General features: G+C 34.3%; 21 protein-coding genes, 1 tRNA gene and 2 riboswitches. Of the genes, 6 read left to right on the top strand and 16 right to left on the bottom strand.

Annotated elements, in window-relative coordinates; translation table 11 throughout:
* Positions 1 to 471: 471 nt before the first annotated feature.
* The 6 genes from ACX6U0_RS20875 to guaA form a co-directional block, all read right to left on the bottom strand.
* The gene (locus ACX6U0_RS20875) at positions 472 to 2,154 is read right to left on the bottom strand and encodes a glycerol-3-phosphate dehydrogenase/oxidase (RefSeq protein WP_464961745.1); all 1,683 of its coding nucleotides are present in this window, start codon (positions 2,152 to 2,154) and stop codon (positions 472 to 474) included.
* 131 nt (positions 2,155 to 2,285) lie between these two features.
* Positions 2,286 to 3,776 carry a glycerol kinase GlpK gene (gene glpK / locus ACX6U0_RS20880; RefSeq protein ID WP_464961746.1) on the bottom strand — a complete coding sequence of 497 codons (1,491 nt, stop codon included), beginning with the start codon at positions 3,774 to 3,776 and terminating at the stop codon, positions 2,286 to 2,288.
* Positions 3,777 to 3,791: 15 nt separating this feature from the next.
* A complete protein-coding gene (locus ACX6U0_RS20885) occupies positions 3,792 to 4,613 on the bottom strand; it encodes an MIP/aquaporin family protein (RefSeq protein WP_464961747.1) in 822 nt (273 codons plus the stop codon).
* Positions 4,614 to 4,832: 219 nt separating this feature from the next.
* A complete protein-coding gene (locus tag ACX6U0_RS20890; protein WP_464961748.1) occupies positions 4,833 to 5,393 on the bottom strand; it encodes a glycerol-3-phosphate responsive antiterminator in 561 nt (186 codons plus the stop codon).
* A gap of 118 nt (positions 5,394 to 5,511) precedes the next feature.
* A complete protein-coding gene (locus ACX6U0_RS20895; protein ID WP_464961764.1) occupies positions 5,512 to 6,840 on the bottom strand; it encodes an NCS2 family permease in 1,329 nt (442 codons plus the stop codon).
* A 171-nt stretch (positions 6,841 to 7,011) separates the two neighbouring features.
* A riboswitch (purine riboswitch) is annotated at positions 7,012 to 7,110 on the bottom strand.
* 109 nt (positions 7,111 to 7,219) lie between these two features.
* Positions 7,220 to 8,755, bottom strand: coding sequence for a glutamine-hydrolyzing GMP synthase (gene guaA, locus ACX6U0_RS20900; RefSeq protein WP_464961749.1), 1,536 nt, complete (start codon positions 8,753 to 8,755; stop codon positions 7,220 to 7,222).
* A gap of 144 nt (positions 8,756 to 8,899) precedes the next feature.
* Positions 8,900 to 9,002: riboswitch (purine riboswitch) on the bottom strand.
* 159 nt (positions 9,003 to 9,161) lie between these two features.
* On the opposite strand from guaA, the gene ACX6U0_RS20905 reads away from it, so the two are divergent.
* From ACX6U0_RS20905 to ACX6U0_RS20915, 3 genes are read left to right on the top strand one after another with little or no spacing between them, the layout of a single operon-like run.
* Complete coding sequence (locus tag ACX6U0_RS20905; RefSeq protein WP_464961750.1) at positions 9,162 to 9,761, top strand: TetR/AcrR family transcriptional regulator; 600 nt, start codon at positions 9,162 to 9,164, stop codon at positions 9,759 to 9,761.
* 3 nt (positions 9,762 to 9,764) lie between these two features.
* Positions 9,765 to 10,115, top strand: a complete 351-nt coding sequence (locus tag ACX6U0_RS20910) for a DMT family transporter (protein ID WP_464961751.1) — start codon at positions 9,765 to 9,767, stop codon at positions 10,113 to 10,115.
* Between the two features lies 1 nt (position 10,116).
* A complete protein-coding gene (locus ACX6U0_RS20915) occupies positions 10,117 to 10,437 on the top strand; it encodes a DMT family transporter (RefSeq protein WP_464961752.1) in 321 nt (106 codons plus the stop codon).
* 196 nt (positions 10,438 to 10,633) lie between these two features.
* On the opposite strand, the gene ACX6U0_RS20920 is transcribed toward ACX6U0_RS20915, so the two are convergent.
* Complete coding sequence (locus ACX6U0_RS20920; protein ID WP_464961753.1) at positions 10,634 to 11,407, bottom strand: peptidoglycan recognition protein family protein; 774 nt, start codon at positions 11,405 to 11,407, stop codon at positions 10,634 to 10,636.
* Between the two features lie 143 nt (positions 11,408 to 11,550).
* A complete protein-coding gene (locus ACX6U0_RS20925) occupies positions 11,551 to 11,955 on the bottom strand; it encodes a hypothetical protein (RefSeq protein ID WP_464961754.1) in 405 nt (134 codons plus the stop codon).
* Positions 11,956 to 12,190: 235 nt separating this feature from the next.
* Here ACX6U0_RS20925 and ACX6U0_RS20930 point away from each other — a divergent pair, with 235 nt between their 5' ends.
* Positions 12,191 to 13,042, top strand: a complete 852-nt coding sequence (locus ACX6U0_RS20930) for an ATP-dependent DNA ligase (RefSeq protein WP_464961755.1) — start codon at positions 12,191 to 12,193, stop codon at positions 13,040 to 13,042.
* A gap of 97 nt (positions 13,043 to 13,139) precedes the next feature.
* On the opposite strand, the gene groL is transcribed toward ACX6U0_RS20930, so the two are convergent.
* Together groL and groES are read right to left on the bottom strand one after the other, a co-directional pair.
* Entirely contained in the window at positions 13,140 to 14,765 is a 1,626-nt protein-coding gene (groL, locus tag ACX6U0_RS20935; protein WP_464961756.1) for a chaperonin GroEL, read from the bottom strand.
* A 58-nt stretch (positions 14,766 to 14,823) separates the two neighbouring features.
* The gene (gene groES, locus ACX6U0_RS20940; protein ID WP_464961757.1) at positions 14,824 to 15,108 is read right to left on the bottom strand and encodes a co-chaperone GroES; all 285 of its coding nucleotides are present in this window, start codon (positions 15,106 to 15,108) and stop codon (positions 14,824 to 14,826) included.
* A gap of 278 nt (positions 15,109 to 15,386) precedes the next feature.
* Between groES and ACX6U0_RS20945 the strand changes: the two genes are divergently transcribed.
* Positions 15,387 to 16,073, top strand: a complete 687-nt coding sequence (locus ACX6U0_RS20945; protein ID WP_464961758.1) for a lysostaphin resistance A-like protein — start codon at positions 15,387 to 15,389, stop codon at positions 16,071 to 16,073.
* 34 nt (positions 16,074 to 16,107) lie between these two features.
* Here ACX6U0_RS20945 and ACX6U0_RS20950 read toward each other — a convergent pair whose 3' ends face one another.
* The gene (locus ACX6U0_RS20950) at positions 16,108 to 16,734 is read right to left on the bottom strand and encodes a redox-sensing transcriptional repressor Rex (RefSeq protein WP_192604434.1); all 627 of its coding nucleotides are present in this window, start codon (positions 16,732 to 16,734) and stop codon (positions 16,108 to 16,110) included.
* Positions 16,735 to 16,901: 167 nt separating this feature from the next.
* Between ACX6U0_RS20950 and ACX6U0_RS20955 the strand changes: the two genes are divergently transcribed.
* A complete protein-coding gene (locus ACX6U0_RS20955; protein ID WP_464961759.1) occupies positions 16,902 to 18,830 on the top strand; it encodes an ABC transporter ATP-binding protein in 1,929 nt (642 codons plus the stop codon).
* A 218-nt stretch (positions 18,831 to 19,048) separates the two neighbouring features.
* Here ACX6U0_RS20955 and tsaD read toward each other — a convergent pair whose 3' ends face one another.
* From tsaD to ACX6U0_RS20980, 5 genes are all read right to left on the bottom strand, one after another.
* Positions 19,049 to 20,074 carry a tRNA (adenosine(37)-N6)-threonylcarbamoyltransferase complex transferase subunit TsaD gene (tsaD, locus tag ACX6U0_RS20960; protein ID WP_464961760.1) on the bottom strand — a complete coding sequence of 342 codons (1,026 nt, stop codon included), beginning with the start codon at positions 20,072 to 20,074 and terminating at the stop codon, positions 19,049 to 19,051.
* Positions 20,058 to 20,522, bottom strand: a complete 465-nt coding sequence (gene rimI / locus ACX6U0_RS20965; protein ID WP_464961761.1) for a ribosomal protein S18-alanine N-acetyltransferase — start codon at positions 20,520 to 20,522, stop codon at positions 20,058 to 20,060. The genes tsaD and rimI overlap by 17 nt, the downstream gene beginning before the upstream one ends.
* Positions 20,523 to 20,531: 9 nt before the next feature.
* Complete coding sequence (gene tsaB, locus ACX6U0_RS20970) at positions 20,532 to 21,224, bottom strand: tRNA (adenosine(37)-N6)-threonylcarbamoyltransferase complex dimerization subunit type 1 TsaB (RefSeq protein WP_464961762.1); 693 nt, start codon at positions 21,222 to 21,224, stop codon at positions 20,532 to 20,534.
* Entirely contained in the window at positions 21,205 to 21,672 is a 468-nt protein-coding gene (gene tsaE, locus ACX6U0_RS20975; protein WP_464961763.1) for a tRNA (adenosine(37)-N6)-threonylcarbamoyltransferase complex ATPase subunit type 1 TsaE, read from the bottom strand. Before tsaE ends, tsaB begins: the two co-directional genes overlap by 20 nt.
* A gap of 214 nt (positions 21,673 to 21,886) precedes the next feature.
* A tRNA-Asp gene (locus ACX6U0_RS20980) sits at positions 21,887 to 21,962 on the bottom strand.
* Positions 21,963 to 22,012: the final 50 nt, after the last annotated feature.

The raw sequence follows: 22,012 nt of genomic DNA on the forward strand, positions 1-22,012 counted from the left end.
CGCCAGCGTTCGTCCTGAGCCAGGATCAAACTCTCCATAATAGTTAAGTTTAAATCTTGTATTGCTCAAAAAACTAATAATTGACGTTTTACTTCATGTTTTGTTTAGTTTTCAAAGTTCATTTTGTCACTCGTAAGCGACTTAAATATCATAACACCCTTAAACGTTTATGTCAACGTTTGTTTAAATGTTTTTTTCATTCGTTGTTAGTGTTTCGCAACAACATAAACTAATATATCAGGTAGAAGTTCAGATTACAACCCATAAACTAAAAGTAATATAATTCAGAATAATCATTCGTCCTTTATCTTAAACATTTAGAATATGAATCTTCTATTATATTAATTGTTTCTATAGCTACCTACATTGTGTAATGAAAGAATACAAAAAATGCTTCTTATCCTATTCTAATAAGAAGCATTTTTTGTAAGAATCACATTCACTACTAGAACAAATACTTGTGTCCTTGGATTATACGTTTGTTGCTGCATGATTTAATTGATTTATTGGCGAAACAGCATCTATTAATGCTTCTTCCAATTCATTAGAATATTTTACTTTTTGAGCATGACTCCACCCAAACTCTTTAGACATATACGTTATTACAGCTTCTTTCCATTCATACACCCAATTAATATTAAAAAATAAAGCACCTGTGCGACGTATAAAAAAATCTACCGGTTTTACAGTCATTTCATAATGTATTGCATAAACAAGTGGTATTAACACTTCCACTGGTAAATTTAATTGTTGAAATTCCTCTTGGCGTTCCCTAACTAACTGAAAAATTGTATCTACATTTGATCCATAAAATTTTGCAAATTGATCTGCCTGTTGCTTTGTTAATCCTAATTTCTGACCTTCTTTGGACTTATTTAAAATAAATGTAGTGAATTGTTTCGCACCACCAACATGCCCTCCAGAAATAGGCATATGCTTTGTTTTACTTTGTGGATAAGCCCCATTGCCTTCCTTCGCCAACAAATCCGTCACATAGTCTATAACCAATTCAGCCATTTTACGATAACCAGTTAATTTTCCTCCTGCAATTGTGATTAATCCGGAATCCGATGTCCAAATTTCATCTTTACGGGAGATTTCAGAAGCATTCTTTCCTTCTTCATATATTAAAGGTCGAACGCCAGCCCAACTAGATTCGATGTCACTTTCTGTTATCTTCACAGTAGGGAACATATAGTTAACCGCATCAATAATATACTTACTATCTTCTTTCGTCATTTTCGGTAATGCTGCATCATCATTATAAAATGTATCGGTTGTACCAACATAGGTTTTACCGCCACGTGGAATTGCAAATACCATACGGCCATCTGGTGTATCAAAGTAAATCGCTTGACCTAATGGAAAGCGAGAATGATCAATTACTAAGTGTACCCCTTTTGATAATTGAAGTATTTTTCCTTTTTTCGAGTGATCTTTTTCCCTTAATGTATCAACCCACGGACCAGCTGCATTTACAATTTTTTTGCCATACACTTCATATATTTCACCGTCGAGTAGATCCACAACAATGACACCGCATACTTTTCCATTCTTATATAAGAAGCCATCTACCTTTGCATAGTTTACCGCTTTTGCTCCTTGTTCAATCGCTTCCTTCATTACTTCAATTGTTAAGCGAGCATCATCTGTACGATATTCAACATAATATCCGCCGCCCTTTAGTCCCTCTTGTTTTACAAGTGGTTCCTTTTTCATGGTCTCTTCACGATTAAACATCTTCCTACGTTCACTTCTCTTTACTCCTGCCAGAAAATCATAAACTCTAAGGCCAATTGATGTACTGAAAGCACCAAAAGTACCTCCCTTATGAAACGGTAGTAACATCCATTCAGGCGTAGTTACATGTGGACCATTTTCGTAAACTATTGCCCGCTCTTTCCCTACTTCAGCGACCATCTTTACTTCCAATTGTTTTAAATAACGTAAGCCACCATGTACTAACTTTGTTGATCGACTAGATGTACCGGCTGCGAAATCCTGCATTTCAAAGACAATCGTTGATAAACCTCTAGTAGCACCATCAAGTGCAATTCCAGCTCCAGTAATGCCTCCACCGATTACAATTACATCTAATTCTTGTTTATTTACTCCATTTAATAGCTCTTTTCTCTGTTTACTAGAAAATTTCATTACTTTGCCTCCTATGGTACGAAAAAAAGAGACCACAAACATCACTATAGAATTCGCTTCTATAGCGTGTTGTGGTCTCTCTCAATCTCCTACCGAATATTAACTTGTTTTCATCTTATCATTATCATATGTTATTTAAAAGCTTTTGTTGCTTCGATTGCCTTTTTCCAACCAGAATAAAGCTCTTCACTAACATGATCATCCATAGTTGGAGAAAAACTCTTATCCATATTCCATTGTGAAGCAATCGTATCTTGATTTTCCCAATAACCTACAGCAAGACCAGCTAAGTAGGCAGCGCCCAGAGCCGTTGTTTCATTTACTTCTGGACGTTCAACTGGAACATTTAGAATATCACTTTGGAATTGCATTAAGAAATTATTTTTAACCGCTCCACCATCTACTCGTAAAGTTTTAAGCTCGATTCCTGAGTCTTTTTCCATTGCACATAAAACGTCTTTTGTTTGATATGCTAAAGATTCTAAAGTAGCGCGAATGAAGTGTTCTTTTGTCGTTCCTCGAGTTACCCCAAATACCGCTCCACGTACTTCACTATCCCAGTATGGTGTACCAAGTCCTACAAAAGCAGGTACTACATACACTCCGTCTGTCGATTCTACACGTTTAGCATACTCTTCACTCTGACTTGCATCTTTAAACATACGCATTCCGTCTCGTAACCATTGAATAGCTGAACCTGCAACAAAAATACTACCTTCTAATGCATACTCAACTTTTCCATTTAGACCCCAAGCAATTGTTGTTAATAATCCATGGTCTGAGTTAACAGCTTTTTCACCTGTATTCATTAACATGAAGCAACCTGTTCCGTACGTATTTTTAGCCATACCCTCACCGTAGCAAGCTTGACCAAATAGCGCTGCTTGTTGATCTCCAGCTACACCAGCTATCGGTATACTTTGGCCAAAAAAGTGGTAATCCACTGTATGACCATATACTTCAGAAGATGATCGCACTTCCGGAAGCATGTTTTTTGGGATTGTTAACATATCTAGAAGTTCATCATCCCAGCTTAAATCATGAATATTGTACATTAAAGTACGGGATGCATTTGAATAATCTGTAACATGAACTGCTCCACCAGATAATTTCCATACAAGCCATGTATCAATTGTTCCAAATAATAAATCTCCATTTTCTGCTTTTTCTCTTGCACCCTCTACATGATCTAAAATCCACTTTACTTTCGTGCCTGAGAAATAAGCATCAATTAAAAGACCTGTTTTTTCGCGAACCATATCGCTATAGCCTTGTTCTTTTAATTCATCACAAATGTCTACAGTTTGACGGGATTGCCAAACGATCGCATTATAGACAGGTTTACCAGTATTTTTATCCCAAACAACTGTTGTTTCACGCTGATTCGTAATGCCAATTGCAGCAATTTGTTCTGGTTTAATGTCTGCCTCACTTAAACAAGTTGCAATGACCGCTAAAATTGAACCCCAAATTTCTTGTGCATTATGTTCAACCCAACCCGGCTTAGGAAAATGTTGTGTAAATTCTTTTTGTGCTACATGTACTATTTTTCCTTCATTATTAAAAAGAATAGCACGTGAACTTGTTGTTCCTTGATCAAGTGAAAGGATATATTTTTTCATTCTTATTTCTCCTCCTTAAGCTGCTTTACTATTATTACTATTATTAAATTTCATATTACTTGTCATATAAGAGATTGCTAGAATAACCACTGTAACAAAAATCACATAATATAAGGCTGTATTATGTTTACCTTCAAATATTACTTCATAAAATAATCCGGCTAATGATCCACCTAATAATGGAGCTACAACAGGTATCCATGCATATTTCCAGTTCGATCCGCCTTTTCCTGCTATTGGGAGTAAAAAATGTGCAATACGAGGACCTAAATCTCGAGCTGGGTTAATTGCGTACCCGGTTGTTCCACCTAATGATAAACCAATACTTACAATTAAGAAACCAACGATGAATGGATTTAATCCATCAGCAAACTTATTCGAACCGATCGCTAAGATACCAAATACTAAGATGAATGTACCAATAATTTCACTTAATAAATTTGCAAAAGTATTAGGAATAGCAGGTCCTGTTGCAAATACTCCTAATTTTGTACCTGGATCCTCTGTTTCCTTCCAATGTGGTAAGTAATGTAAATATACAATTGTTGCCCCAATTATTGCACCAATTAATTGTGCTGCAACATACTCAGGTACTTGGCTCCAAGGAAAAGACCCCTTAAAAGCTAACCCAAACGTAACCGCTGGATTTAAATGTGCTCCACTAATACTTCCTACCGCATAAACCGCAATCGCCACTGCTAATCCCCAGCCTAGTGTAATAACAATCCAACCAGAATCCTTCGCAAATGATTTCTTTAGACTCACACCTGCACAAACTCCACCACCTAGAACTATCAACAAAGCTGTCCCAATTAACTCTCCTAAAAATGCTGACATAAAATCCCTCCACATTCGGTTTAAGTTGATCTTCGTGAGAGAACTAAATTGAATGGCCATTCGTATTTAAAAACAAAAAGACCCACAACTAAATTGTTTCTATAAGAACTATAGAAACATTCAATTGTGGATCTCTTTATTTCTCCGTCACGTATATTAACTTGTCTTTATGCTAACTCATAAATGAAAACGTTGTCAATCCTATATTTCACATTTCAGTCACTTTTTTAGGAAATTTTTCCACAACTCTTTATCAGAAGTAGTAATTGCTGTTGCACCAGCATCTAAAGCAGCCTTTACATCTTCGGTCGTCCGAATAAAACCACCTGCTAATATCGGAATACCTGTGCGCTCCTTTACTTCTGCTATTACATTTGTTAGAGCACCTGGTAAAACTTCAATATAATCTGGTTTAGTTTTTTCTAATAACGTTATACTTTTCTCCATCGCACTAGAATCGATTAAAAAAATACGTTGTATTGCAACAACACCTTTTTGCTTTGCTTTTAAAATCACATTTGATTTTGTAGATAATAGCCCGTATGGTTTAAACTCCTGGCATAAATATTCCGCCGCATATCCATCACTTTGCAAACCGTGTATTAGATCTACATGTAAAAATACTTTCTTACAATGTTGCTTAGCAAGCGACACCACACTTTTAAGCTGGCCAATATGAATATCTAAAATAACGATATATTCATAAGAACTAGTTAGTAATTTTTCTAAATCCTTGATTTTTCTAACAGCTGGTAAAATTTTTTGTTCATGAAATTCCATTCAAAAATACCCTCTATTTTCGTTTTTATTCTAATCGTACACAATTTTTTAAAAAAGAAAAGCCTGGACATCGAGATTTATCGTTGTCCAAGCTTTATATTTTGGGATTTATAATTTACTATTCTCTGAAATATGTTAAGAATAGAAGGAATACAACAAATAGTACATACATAATCGGGTGAATTTTTTTCGCTTTTCCAGCAGCTAGCATTGAAATTGGATAGAAGATAAATCCAACAGCAATACCTGTTGCAATACTGTAAGTTAACGGCATTGCGATAATTGTGAAGAAAGCTGGTACAGCAATTTCGAATTTCTTCCAGTCAATTTGACCAATTGAAGATACCATTAGCACACCAACAACGATTAATGCTGGAGAAGTTACTGCTGCTGTTACAACACCTAATAGTGGTGCAAAGAACAATGCTAATAAGAATAATAAGCCCGTAATAACTGCTGAGAATCCAGTACGTCCACCTGCAGCAACACCTGCAGTTGATTCGATATATGAAGTTGTAGTACTTGTTCCAAGAGTTGAACCAACTACTACTGCAGTAGCATCAACCATTAATGCTTTTCCAGCTCTTTCAAGTTTATTATCCTTTAATAAACCTGCTTGATTTGCAACAGCAACTAATGTACCTGTTGCATCAAAGAAATCTACAATGAAGAACGTTAATACAACTGCAAACATTTGAGGTGAAGAGAATACATCTGGAATATGTTTAATTGCTTCACCAAATGTAGGTGCAATACTTGGAACTGGACCAACAACTGAAGATGGTAAATCAATAATTCCAAAAATCATACCCGCGATTGCAGTTACGATCATACCTAAAAATACGCCAGCTTTCACTTTTCTAGCCATTAAAATGACAGTAACCACTAAACCGAAAATAGTTAATAATACAGCAGGTTCATTTAATTTACCAAGTGCAACAAAAGTTGCTGGGTTACTTACAATAATACCTGAATTTTTTAAACCAACAAATGTAATAAAGAAACCAATACCACTACCGATTGCTAATTTTAATTCAATTGGAATTGCATTTATAATTTGTTCACGAAGTCCTGTTAAAGATAAGACAATGAATAAGATACCTGATACAAAAACGCCAGCTAAAGCAGTTTGCCATGGAATACCCATTCCAAGAACTACGTTAAATGCAAAGAAAGCATTTAATCCCATACCTGGTGCTAAAGCAATTGGATATCTTGCATAAATACCCATTAAAATCGAACCATATGCCGCCGCCAATGAAGTAGCAACAAAAATTGCTTCTCTATTCATTCTTAATGTTTCTGGAAAATCTTTTATATCTGATAAAGAAAGAATTGATGGATTTACGAATAAAATGTAAGCCATTGCTAAGAATGTTGTTAAACCAGCAATTGTTTCTTGACGAAATGATGTGCCTAACTTGTTGAACTCAAAATAATTACTAATACGTTCTTTCATGTGATCCTCCTAAGTATATTAAGTCTTAAAAGTCGGTCTCTATTTTATAAATAGAAAAGGCACTTTTACACAATTGGTAAAAGCGCCTATCACGAGCAGTTTCATTCTGTAAGTTATAACCTAGGGATAATAGAATAATAGCTAGATAGTAGGTTAAATATACAGAAATCATTACTTCGTAGTCCGCCATTTACGGTGGCAGGTAGAGACGCTAGTCCATATTCACTAGCTTATACGACAAGTTATGACAAATTATTTATTATTTACATCCTTATATTACAACCATCTAAACTATGTGTCAACAAAAAAAACGAACATTTAAATTAAAATGTTCGTTTTCGTTCGTTTTTTTCCAAATATTAGAATGTTATTCCCACTCAATCGTTGCAGGTGGCTTGCTCGTTACATCATACACGATGCGATTTACATGCTTAACTTCATTTACAATACGAGTTGAGATTTTTTGTAGTACATCCCATGGGATACGTGCCCAATCAGCAGTCATTCCATCAATAGATGTTACTGCTCTAATTCCTACTGTGTAATCATACGTACGTTCGTCACCCATTACCCCAACACTACGGATATCAGGTAAAACTGTGAAGTACTGCCAAATTTCTTTGTCCAGATCAGCTAATGCGATTTCTTCACGTAAAATTGCATCAGATTCACGAACGATTTCTAATTTTTGATCTGTAATTTCACCAAGTACACGAATACCTAATCCAGGACCTGGGAATGGTTGTCTCCAAACGATTGCATCTGGAATTCCTAGCTCAGAACCAACCGCACGTACTTCATCTTTAAATAATGTGCTTAATGGCTCAATTAATGTAAATTGCATATCCTCAGGTAATCCACCAACATTGTGATGAGATTTAATTGTTTGTGCAGTAGCCGTACCACTTTCAATGATGTCAGTGTATAAAGTTCCTTGTGCTAAGAAGTCCATACCTTCTAATTTAGCAGCCTCATCATCAAATACATAAATAAACTCGTTACCGATAATTTTACGTTTTTGTTCAGGATCTGAAACGCCAGCTAATTTAGATAAGAAACGTTCTTTTGCATCAACTTTAATTACATTCATATTGAAGCCTTCACTGAACGTCTTCATAACGCCTTCTGCTTCGTCCTTACGTAGTAAACCGTGATCAACGAAGATACATGTTAACTGATCACCAATTGCTTTGTGGATTAATACAGCAACTACTGAAGAATCAACGCCACCACTTAGTGCACAAAGTACTTTTTTGTCACCAACAGTTTGACGAATAGTTTCAAGCTCAACTTCAATAAAGTTTTTCATAGACCAATTTGCTTCACATTCGCAAATATTGAAAACAAAGTTCTTTAATAAGTCATTTCCATATTCAGAGTGACGTACCTCTGGATGGAACTGAACTCCATACATTTTTTTCGCTTCATTACTCATTGCCGCAATCGGACAAGATGCACTTGTTGCATCTACTACGAAGCCTTCAGGTTGTTGTGTAACTTTATCACCATGACTCATCCATACTACATGATCATTTGGTAAATCTTTTAATAGTGCAGATTGCATTTGAATATTTAATTCAGCTTTACCATATTCACGTTGGTCAGCTTTTTCAACTGTTCCACCAAAATGCTGAGTCATTAATTGCATACCGTAGCATATTCCTAAAATAGGAAGTCCTAATTCAAATATAGCTTTATCACAGTAAAAAGCATTTTCACCATACACACTGTTTGGTCCACCAGAGAAAACTATTCCCTTAGCACCCATTTCTTTAATTTCCTCAGCAGTAATTGTATGAGGACGTAATTCACTATAAACGCCAAACTCACGTATACGGCGCGCAATTAATTGGTTATATTGGCTTCCAAAATCTAGTACAACAATCGTGTCATGTTTTTGCAAAACGGTCACCTCATCTATAATATTGAATTAACGTATCAGTTGAACTGATACTATTTTTCCCAAAAAAATAAAAAAAAGCCGATTTTCTCCCTTTTGTACATGTGTAACATGAAAAAAGAAGGCAGAAAATCAGACTTATCGCTAAAAAAGTCATGCTGCCTTCATAGTCAGAGCATGTTACGGCGCTCCGGTAGAGACTCTCGACCCATATTGTCGAGGATATATGAAGAATATTGACGTATTTTGTATTATTGTCTCATTCTATCAACGTATATTTTACCGGTCAAGGTATTTCCATATAAATTTTTATGGAAACGCTATAAGTTGAAAAGAAAATCATATTGATGTATGATTTACCTAACGAACGGTAGGTAGTTTTACTAATGTCTTTTAAGGAGTGATTGAAATGAAAACTAATGCTACGGTTTTAAAAATACAGGAAGCTACAATTAAATTGTATGCAGAAAATGGTTATGAAAAAGCGACGATGACCGAGATTGCGAAAGCAGTTGGCATTAAAAAACCTTCTATTTACGCACATTATGAAAATAAACAAGAGATTTTTTTAAATATTATTGAAAACTTAAGCTCTGTGTATGTATCAAAATTTAAACAAGAAATAGAAAAATACAATCATCTAACAGTTGAGGAGCAACTTTATTCTGTATTAGAAAGCACTCGAACTTTTTTTCAACATGAAGACTTAGGTTTATTTCTGAAAAGAATGATGTTATTCCCTCCAAAGGAATTAGAGGGGCTTTTACTAAAACGCTACGAAGAGTTTGAAAATCAATTACTTCTAATAATCCGCGGACTATTCGAAAAAGGCATAAAAAATAATGAAATTTTTCATAACGATGTGGATGAATTAGTAGATGCTTACATCCACTTATTAGATAGTTGTTTTATTCAATTGTTTGATCCCGACGAAGAATTAGTAAAGAAACGCTTAAAAGCTGCTTGGAGCTTTTTTTGGCGATCGATTGCAACAAAAAAGGAGAGATAAAAGATGAGCTGGGTTTATTTAATTATTGCAGGGATTTGTGAAATTGCTTGGGCTTTTGGACTTAAGTATTCAGATGGTTTTACAAATACGGTGCCTACTATACTGACATTAATAGGCATTATCATAAGCTTTTATTTATTCTCTAAATCGATTAAAGTAATTCCGATTGGTACGGCTTATGCAGTTTTTACCGGTATAGGAGCTGCTGGAACGGTTATCATCGGAATGATATTCTTAAACGAAACAGCCTCCCTCATGAAGATTATTTTAGTAATTACTCTACTATCTGGCATAGTAGGCTTAAAATTAACAACAAAATCAGACCCCCAAGAAGATAAAGGAGGTGCTGCATAAAATGGCATGGATTTATTTATTAATTGCGGGTTTAGGAGAAGTTGGTTTTGTTACATTTATGAAGCTTTCCAACAATTTTAAAAAACTAAATTACTCTATTTTATGTGTTGTCTCTGGATGGATTAGTTTTTATTTACTCTCAAAAGCTTTAAAAGTTATCCCTGTTGGAACTGGGTATACAATATGGACCGGAATTGGTGCTGCCGGTTCGGTCATTATCGGAATGATGTTCTTTAAAGAATCTCGCGACTGGAAAAGACTTTTCTTTATTACACTTGTCGTTGCATCAGTAATTGGGTTAAAAGTAATTTCACCTCATTAAATGAAAAAATCCCTAATCTAATTAGCTTAGGGATTTTTTTTAGCCATTTAAAGACATCAATACGACTTTTAAAAGACTAATTTTGAATGCGATTAGCAAGTAATTTCACTTCAACTATTTCATCTTCTTGATTACCAATTCACTTACAAAAAGTATGATAAGATGATAGTCCCTTAATAAACCCTTCATACAAGCATTAAAAAAGCTTGCTCCATGTTTTGGGACCGACGATACCATCCGCCGCTAATCTGTTCTTTGTTTGAAAATTTTTAACTGCCTTTTCTGTATTAGGACCAAAAATCCCATCTGCCGTTATTTTAAGTTTCTGCTGAACTTTTTTTACTGAAGCTCCTCTAGATCCCTCTTTTAATATTCCTTTATACGGAACAGAATCTTTTTGGCTAGTAGTTATTTGTTTTTTAGGTGGATTTAAGATTGCTCTGACCTGTGCTTTGAAATCATTAAATTTTTCTGGATTATCCACAAATGGTTTTGGACAAAGTTTATGTGTTACATCATAATGTCTAACAATATCGTTTTCATCTAATTTATAAGCTTTACATAACGCAGCTATTACTGTTGCAGTTCTCTTTATTGTAGCTGACGAGATACTGCCATCTCTCTCAACACACATTTCAACGCCTACTGATAATAAATTAGCATTTGGGGATAACTCTGGTACGCCTCGAAATACTTCACCACGACTATTTCGTTCATACTGGTCGTTTGCATGATAAGCTACTTCATCAAATGGTATAATACAAATCGCTTCATTAGGATCTACAAAAATATGAGCAGATGCATATGTTTTATTTTTTATAGCTGTACCATTAAAGTACCTTTGATGGTTTTCAGCACTTGCTCCAGGGTTAGCCGTCCAATGTAACACTATCTTTTTAATAGCCTTTAACTTTATAGACGGTCTTGTATATTTGTTGATTGTAATAAAGTCATTTTTCCAAAGTGCCATATCTAAAGCTCCCTCTTTATTTATTCAAGCATGATATACTTACTTTTTATGCTTGTACTCGCATACTAATAAAATATTCAAAGTACAAAAATTGGTGACAAATAAAAAAAGGAGAGCATTTAGCCCTCCCTTAATCAATGTAATTATTTTGTTTTAACTGGCTTTACATAGATTGCTTGTGTCGAATTAATTGAAATACATCCGTCTAAATCTTTTTCATTTAGTAAACCAAGATTAATGGCTGATTTTATTTTATCACCATCTGGTTTTTTAATAACTTGAACTAAATCAGCTAATTTTAGCTCCTCAAGTTTACTAACTGTTTCTGCGTCATGAAACTTCTCTTTCTTTCTAATGATTCGCTCTAATTTCAAATTATTGATCACGAACTCGCCTTTTTCATTCTCTCCAAATTGTTGATCAAGAAAACCATGAAATACTTTTTGCAATTGCTCCATTTGATTTTCAATGTCTTTCTTTTTTTGACTCAAATCATAATACTCGTTTAACATTAGCTCTGTTATTCTATAACTACTTTTTTTCCCCATTTCTTTTCACCACATTTCACAGTAGATAATTTAATTTTATTGTGAAAGAAGACAAGTTATGACTTGAAATAGGGGTAATATATCAGTAAATTAACTAATGAAGATAAAAATATAAATACTTACAAAAAGAAACAAACACTTGAACGCAAATTTATGATAAATAAACTCAAAAACTAAAAAAATGGGAAGGACTAGATTATGTATATTAACATTAATCAAGTGAGTGGATTAAAACATGTTTATTGAGCCAATGTTATTACAAACTGCTGACAACCCATTTGATTCTGATGAGCATTACTTCGAATTAAAATCTAATGGTGTTCGATTACTACTGGAACGAGAAAATGGAATAAATAAGCTTTACACGGAAAATGGTACGGAATTAACAGGTAGAATACCCGAACTTGACATTATTGAATTAGATGATTGTTATTTGGACGGCGTACTCGTTTGTTATAACGATGGCCAAGAGGATTATGAAGCTGCCTTAAATCGAGTAAATACAATTCAAGAACATAAAATTATTCAGGGAAGTAAAGAGTTCCCATTAACATACATCGTTTTTGATATATTACGAATTAGAAAACGAAATTTGATGAAAGAACCTTTATCGACTAGAAAAGAAATTCTTGCTGACGTACTGAAAGACCAACAATTCATTAAGAAAAGCTTCTTTATTGAATCAGATGGTATAACGTTGTTTGAACAAATTAAAGAGCTTGGCCTTGAAGGGATTGTCGCAAAATCAAAAGATTCTTTTTATATACCAGCTCACCGATCTTTGAATTGGTTAAAAGTAATTAATTGGAAGTACAATGTTTACTACATTACTGGGTATAAAAAACAAGGTATGGGATTATTAATCTCTGAATATAAAAACAATCAATTTGAAAATGTCGGCATCGTAGAATTTGGAATGAATAATGGACAAAGAAAAGCATTTTTCAGTGTTACAAAGCATATAAAAACTGGCGAAGACAAAATCTACACCTATGTTGAACCTTTTATCAAATGTAAAATTAAAAATAGAGGTCAGTTAAGCAATGGCGAGTTAATTGATCCGATATTTGATGATTTTATCGTATAAGTGAACTTAACCCCCTTGGAGGGGTTTTTCTTTTTAAAATATAGTAAAGTAAAACCCCGTAAACAATGTTTACGGGGTTTTTATTAAGGGGATGATATTACATCATGCCGCCCATACCCATGCCGCCCATGTCAGGCATTGCAGGAGCATTTTTCTCAGGTAGGTCAGCTACAACAGCTTCAGTTGTTAAGAACATTGCAGAAACAGATGCTGCATTTTGAAGTGCAGAACGTGTTACTTTAGTTGGGTCAACGATTCCTTCTTCAATCATGTTTACCCATTGTCCGTTAGCAGCATTGAAACCAACGCCAACTTCAGCAGATTTTAATTTCTCGATAATTACTGATCCTTCTAAACCAGCATTTGTTGCAATTTGACGAACTGGTGCTTCAAGCGCACGTAATACGATGTTGATACCTGTAGCAACATCACCTTCAGCTTCAATTGCAGCTACTTTATTGAATACGCTCATTAATGCAGTACCACCACCAGCTACAATACCTTCTTCTACTGCAGCACGTGTTGAGTTTAAAGCATCTTCAATACGTAATTTACGTTCTTTTAGCTCAGTTTCAGTTGCTGCACCAACTTTGATTACTGCTACGCCACCAGCTAATTTTGCAAGACGCTCTTGTAATTTTTCACGATCAAATTCAGAAGTAGTTTCTTCTAATTGAGCACGAATTAAACCAATACGTCTTTGAATTGCTTCAGTTTCACCAGCACCTTCAACGATTGTTGTATTTTCTTTTGTTACAACAACTTTTGAAGCACGGCCTAATTGAGTAATATTAGTCGTTTTAAGATCTAATCCTAATTCTTCTGTAATTACTTCACCGCCAGTTAATACTGCGATATCTTCTAACATTGCTTTACGGCGGTCACCAAATCCTGGAGCTTTTACAGTTACAGCATTAAATGTGCCACGTAATTTGTTAACGATGATTGTAGCTTGTGCTTCACCTTCAACATCTTCAGCAATAATTAATAATGGCTTACCTTGTTGAACTACTTGCTCAAGGACTGGTAAGATTTCTTGAATATTTGTTACTTTTTTATCAGTAATTAAAATATATGGGTTTTCTAATTCAGCTACCATTTTATCTGAATTTGTAACCATGTAAGGTGAAGAGTATCCACGATCAAATTGCATACCTTCTACCACTTCTAATTCAGTTGTGAAACCTTTTGATTCTTCAAGTGTAATAACTCCATCGTTACCAACACGTTCCATTGCTTCAGCGATTAAATCGCCCACTTCTGGATCAGCAGAAGAAATTGCAGCTACTTGAGCAATAGATTCTTTGCCTTCGATTGGTTTAGAAATCGTTTTTAATTCTTCAAGTGCAACAGCAACAGCTTTTTCGATACCTTTACGGATACCCATTGGGTTTGCACCAGCTGTAACGTTTTTAAGACCTTCACGAATCATCGCTTGTGCTAATACAGTTGCAGTTGTTGTACCGTCCCCAGCAATTTCATTCGTTTTGCTAGCAACTTCTGCTACTAATTTAGCACCCATGTTTTCAAACGCATCTTCTAATTCAATTTCTTTTGCGATTGTTACACCATCATTTGTAATTAATGGAGAACCAAATTTTTTCTCAAGAACTACGTTACGTCCTTTTGGTCCTAATGTTACTTTTACAGCATCAGCTAAAGCATCTACACCACGTAGCATTGCGCGACGTGCTTCTTCACCAAATCTAATGTCCTTTGCCATTAAAATGACCTCCTTAAAATTTTAAAAATTATTTTAATAACCTAAGTATTTTATTTAATTAACCTATAATTGCCAGAATATCGTTTTCGCGAAGTACAAGGTATTCAGTACCAGCATATTTAACTTCAGTACCAGAGTATTTAGAGAAGATGATGCGGTCACCTACAGATACTTCTAAAGCAACGCGCTCGCCGTTTTCAAGTACACGTCCAGTACCTACTGCAACAACTTTGCCCTCTTGTGGCTTTTCTTGTGCACTACCTGGTAATACGATACCGCTAGCAGTTTTTTCTTCAGACTCAACAAGCTCAATTACAACACGATCACCTAGTGGTTTTAACATGTGTAATACCTCCTCAATAATCTAATCATTATTTTTTAGCACTCATTAATATTGAGTGCTAACACAATTATTAGTTTAAATAATATCATGAGATTTTGCAAGTCCGAAGCTAGCACTTTTCTTGTCGAAATTTATTAATTTTAATCAACGTATTTTAAGGAAGTTTAATAAAAATATGTAAATACCTTTTAAGAACCTCCTTAAACGAGTACAATAATGTACATGTTGTTATATAAACCTTTGGGTTATGAAAATATCAACACAAAGGAGTTATCGTTTTGAAAACAAGAGATTTATGGATTTTATTAACGTATGTTTTGATTCAGTATTCAGGATTGTATGGTGTTCGTTTTCTATTAGACAGTAGTTTATACGAAGGTTTGGACAAAGAGACTGCTAAAATCGAAGCAGTTGGTTTATGGGGATGTATTAGTTTTATTACTGGTCTCCTAATTATTTTCATTTTATTAAGAGGTCCGATTTCGATTGGAATAAAAAATCTTTCATTTAGTTTTACGATGAAAATATTAAAATGGGCTTTATTAGGTTATGCTGTCACAATGTTTACTCAAATAGTGTGTAATCTCATTTTAATTTTAGTTTTTGATTTAGATAAAGGGTCAGAAAACACCCAGAACATTATTAATATCGCTAAGCTAAACCCAGCTTTTATCGTCATTCCAAGTTTAATTGCACCGATATTGGAAGAAATCGTATTCCGTCGTATTATTTTTAAAAAGCTATTTGAACGTTTTCCATTTATTGTTTCTGCTAGTATTAGTTCAATTATTTTTGCTTTCATGCACGGCGACTTGCCATTCTTTTTATCTTATTTTCTGATCGGATTTATATTTTGTTATCTATATAAACGAACAAATTCGATTTTAGTCCCAATTTTAACTCATATGTTTATGAACTCATTTGTCGTATTTCAACAAATTAAATTATTTCATTTCATCTATTAAAAAACCCCCATTCGATTGGGGGTTTTTAATTTCCTTATTGTTGTAAGAAGTATGCTAGTGTTTGTAATTCAACAGCCAAGTCAATATGATGTATTCTAATATGTTCCGGAACACTAATACGTGCCGGTGTAAAATTTAAAATACCTCTTATATTTTTACCTTTTAAACGGTCTGCAATCGACTGAGCGACTTGGGCAGGAACAGTTAAAATGACAATTTGAATGTCATCGTTCATTATTTCTTCTAATTTATCAAGATTATAGACTGGAACTCCACCTATTTCTGTTCCAATCTTCATTGGATCGATATCAAACGCCATTTCAATCTTAGTATTATTGTTTTTTATAAAATTATAATGTAAAAATGCGGTTCCTAAATTACCCACACCGATTAACGCTACTTTCATTACTTCGTGTTGGTTAAGCGCTTTCGAGAAAAAAGTTAATAAATAATTTACATTATAGCCATACCCTTTTTTTCCTAAGGCACCAAAATACGAAAAATCTCTTCTAATTGTAGCGGAATCTACTTTTACTGCTTCACTTAACTCTGCTGAAGAAACTCTTTGTTTACCTGATAAAGACAAATTCTTTATAAAACGGTAATATAAAGGTAGACGTTTAGCAGTAGCTTGTGGAATTTTAATTTGTTCCGACTCCATTTTACAATCCCCCACTTACTGTTACTGTAATTCTTTTTACTATATTGTGTAAATAGCCTTCATTTTAGTAATAAAGTACTTGTTCTACTGTAAAATATACACTATATTTATGAATTTTGACAGTAAACAGTTTAATAGATAAAAAATTTTGCAATGAGGTGAATATCTTGATCCTATTACAAGTTAATAATGTCTCCAAATACTTTGGTAGTGACATTATACTTTCAAATATTAAATTAGAAGTTCAGACAAATGATCGAGTAGCAATTGTTGGTCGAAATGGTGCCGGTAAGTCTACTCTTTTAAAAATTATCGCTGGTGAAATATCGTATGATGGCGGCGAATTAATTAAACCAAAAGATGTCACGATTGGATATCTAGCTCAAAACTCTGGATTACAAAGTGATCGCTCTATATGGGAAGAATACTACTCTGTATTCAGCCATTTAGTAGAGATGCAGGATAACATGAGAAAGCTAGAACATAAAATGACCCAAGAAGATGTTTATTCAAATCAAGCAGTTTACGATAAGATTGTAAACGAATATGATCATCTTCAATTTACATTTAAAGAAAATGGTGGATATCAGTTTGAAGCAGATATCCGTTCGATTATTAGTGGTCTTGGCTTTTCAAATGAAGATTATCATACAAAAATATCATCATTAAGTGGTGGCCAGAAAACGAGACTTGCATTAGGTAAGCTATTACTAACAAAACCAGATTTATTAATTCTGGACGAGCCTACGAACCATTTAGACATTGATACGCTTAGCTGGCTTGAACGTTATTTACAATCCTACCCTGGTGCTGTATTAATTGTGTCACATGATCGATATTTTCTTGATCAAGTTGTAAATATCGTTTATGAAATTTCAAACCACAAGCATCAAAGATATGTGGGAAATTATAGTAAGCATTTAGAACTTAAAGCTGCTCAATATGAACAAGATTTAAAGCAATTTGAAAAACAACAAGAACAAATCGCTAAACTCGAAGATTTTGTTCAGAGAAATATCGCACGTGCTTCTACTACTAAAAGAGCTCAAAGCCGTAGAAAGCAACTAGATCGAATGGTCAGAGTGGATAAACCACAAGGAGATGAGTCTTCTGCCAATTTTTCATTTACAATTGAAAAACAAAGTGGAAATGATGTACTTAACGTGAAAGACCTTTTCATTGGTTACGACCGTGTACCGACTATCGATCAATCAATGCAATTTGTTCTAAATCGTGGGGATAGTGTTGCCCTTGTAGGTCCGAATGGAGTTGGAAAATCTACATTACTTAAAACGATCATTGGAGATTTAGAAAAGCTACAAGGCAGTATAGATTTCGGAGCAAATGTTTTTATCGGTTACTACGACCAAGAGCAAGCTAAATTAACGTCAAACAAAAGAGTACTTGATGAGTTATGGGATGAATATCCATTAAAAGCTGAACAAGAAATTAGAACAATCTTAGGTAACTTTTTATTCTCTGGGGACGACGTTACGAAAAATGTCTCGTCTTTAAGTGGTGGAGAGAAAGCTAGATTGGCTCTTGCAAAGCTTATGATGAAAAAAGCAAACTTCTTAATTCTGGATGAGCCAACGAATCACTTAGATTTAGATAGTAAGGAAGTATTAGAGAATGCTCTTTTAGATTATCCAGGAACGATTTTATTTGTATCCCATGATCGATACTTTATGAACAGGTTATCCACAAAAACATTTGAACTTGCAAAAGAAGGTTTAACTCCTTACCTAGGCGACTATGATTATTATTTATTCAAGAAAAATGAAGCTTATGAAAAGGAACTGGCTGAAAAGGAAAACTCCGAAAATCAGATTCGTCAAACTAATCAGCAACCAATTTCAGATTATCAACAGGATAAAGAGTTAAAGAAAAAGCTACGCCAAACACAACGTCGTATAGAAGAGATTGAAAGTAGTATTTCAAGTATCGAAAAAGAAATTGAACAAATCGAACTTGAACTATGTAAACCAGAAGTTTACGGAGATTTTCAACTCGTTCAAGAGCTAACCATTAAGAAAAATGATTATGAATCAAATTTAATGTCTCTGATGGAAGAATGGGAGAACTTACAAGAATAAACAAAGAACGGATTCGCAAAAAGCGATCCGTTTTTTATTTATCTACATGATTATCCACAAAGAATTTGAAATTTTTAAGCTTTTACACAGACTTATGCACATTATCCACAATTATTATATAAAGTTATACACAATATTGTTCACATAATGTTATTAAGTTGTAAACAAACTAAAAAGACTTATCCACATATTTTGTTTAAAATGTGAATAAGTCTCTTTTACATTGTTTCTAAATCTAAACCTGGATTACCATTTAAAGCTAAAGTAGATACTTTTCCTTGTTTAAAACGAACATACGCAGCTGCACCGATCATTGCAGCATTATCAGTACAAAGTGAAAGAGGTGGAATGACTAACTCTTTATCACTAAATATACTCATTTCTTTTTGTAGTGAAGCACGTAAGCCTTTGTTTGCAGCTACTCCACCTGCTAACAATACTTGTTTTACATCATATTCTTTTGCTGCTTGAATTGTTTTCTTAACAATTACTTCTACTACACTCTCCTGAAAGCTTGCAGCAACATCTGCTGGAGAGATTTCAACACCACGCTGTTCAGCATTATGCATATAGTTAATCACGGCAGATTTTAATCCACTAAAACTGAAATCGTAGCTTCCTTCCTCTAACCAAGCTCTTGGAAATGGAATATTTGGACTACCTTCTTCTGCCAATCGATCAATATGTGGACCACCTGGATAAGGAAGCTTTAAAGTTCTAGCTACTTTGTCATAAGCTTCTCCAGCTGCATCATCTCTTGTTTCACCAATTACTTCAAATTTACTGTCTTCTTTCATATAAACAAGCTCAGTATGCCCACCAGAGACAACAAGAGCTAATAGAGGGAAATGCAATTCCTGTATAAGTCTATTAGCATAAATATGACCTGCAATATGATGTACACCGATTAAAGGTAAGTCATGTGCAAAGGCAATTGCTTTCGCAGCATTTACGCCAATCAGTAGTGCTCCAACTAAACCTGGACCTTCTGTAACTGCAATAGCTGATAAGTCTGTATAGTCGACATTTGCTTTTGACAATGCCTCTTCTATCACTAATGTAATTTGTTCAACATGTAATCTTGAAGCAACCTCTGGTACAACACCACCAAATCGCTTATGGATATCGATCTGAGTTGAGACAATATTACTTAATATTTCATTACCATTCTTAATAACAGCTGCCGATGTCTCATCACAGCTAGTTTCAATAGCAAGAATTAAACAATTATCTTTTATGATCATTTATATTCACCCACATTACTAAAGCATCCTCATAATTATCTGTATAATAACTTTTGCGAATTCCTCCATCTTGGAATCCAAGCTTTCGATATAAACCCTTTGCAACATCATTTGAGACTCTTACTTCTAATGTTAATGTTTCTGCACCAAGTTCATGAGCAGTATCCATTACTGCAAGAAGTAATTTTTCTCCAAGACCCTTACCACGATACTCCGGCAATATAGCAATATTCGTAATATGTCCCTCATCGATAATTACCCATAATCCACAATATCCAATAATTTCATGATCAACCTCTGCTACAACATAATGTGCAAATTGGTTTGTATGTAACTCATTATAAAACGCATCATAAGTCCATGGAGTTGCAAATGACTTTTTTTCTATTTCCATTATTTGATTTAAATCTTCTTCTCTCATTTGTCGAAAAGCAACTGATGAAATCATAACATCCTCCTACTTTTCTTGGTCTGCTAACCAATTTGCTTCAGCCTCAGATAATCTTAAATACTCAGGTGCAAAATCATGAACTGATTCTTCCTTTTCCTCAAGACTACAATTAAATAATTCACTTGGTCTTTGGTTGTTTAAATTATTCGTTACAAATATTGCACGTTCGTTTAGCTGTTCAATAATGTAATCCTTATGGATCGAAACATCATTGCCTATAAAAAGGATTGGCTCATTAAATGACTTTAATTTGTCCATCCATACACTTCGATCTATATTACAATCGTCTAAAATACTTGAAGTTGCAGATCCTCTAAAATCATATAGTCCTGTAAACAGCAAATTTCTTCTCGCATCGAATATTGGGCACACTAGCCCCTCAAAGTAACGACCATTTGACGCCAATACCTTTAAACTAGATACACCTACGATAGGTATATTTAACGAAAAAGCTATTGTTTTCGCTACAGTAACTCCAATTCTTACACCAGTATACGACCCCGGTCCTTTTGCAACAACAATCTTTGTTAAATCCTTAGGTTTAATATTACATTCCTTCATTAAAGCATCAATTGCAGGCATTAATCGTACGGAATGATTTTTATTTATAAATGTAATAGTTTCACCAATAACTGATTCATCTATTAAAAGACTAATACCCATTACATTTGTTGATGTATCAATTGCTAAAACGGTCATCTTTTATTAACTCCTTACAAACAAATTCATACCTTGCTCCTTTAGGGAATAAAGTAATCATTCTACCATTTTCTTTATGTGTAATAACAATTTTCAAGAATTCATTTGGTAAGTAATCTGAAATTAAATGTGCCCATTCTACTACACAAACACCTTCACCCATAAAATATTCATCAAAACCTAAATCCTCGTTACTTCCTTCTAATCGATAAACATCCATATGGTATAGTGGAATTCTACCTTTATATTCTTTTATTATATTAAATGTAGGGCTGTTAACGGTTCTTTTTACGCCAAGTCCTTTAGCAAATCCCTTTGTAAAAGTTGTTTTACCAGCACCTAAGTCACCCTCTAATAAAATAACATCTTTCTGTTGAACAATTTCACCAAGAAGATAAGCAATTTCCTGCGTTTCTTCCTCTGTATTTGTATGTAAAACAATTTCCAATTACTTCACCACCAAAAAATTCATACTCGTCTATTCTAACTTTGCCATATTATATCATTTCAAAACATTAAGGGATTGTCAAACAGTAATAATTCCTAATACTTAATAATGTCGCTAAATTTATAACGAATCTTCATTGCCTACAGAAACGGTAATCCTATTTTATATATAAAAAAAAACGAAACAAATCGTTTCGTTTTAAAATTCATATGTATGGCGGTCCCGACCGGGATCGAACCGGCGATCTCCTGCGTGACAGGCAGGCATGTTAACCGCTACACCACGGGACCATTTGGTTGCGGGGACAGGATTTGAACCTGCGACCTTCGGGTTATGAGCC

The sequence above is a fragment of the Gottfriedia sp. ABJ_BB2_2 genome (genome assembly GCF_055484705.1).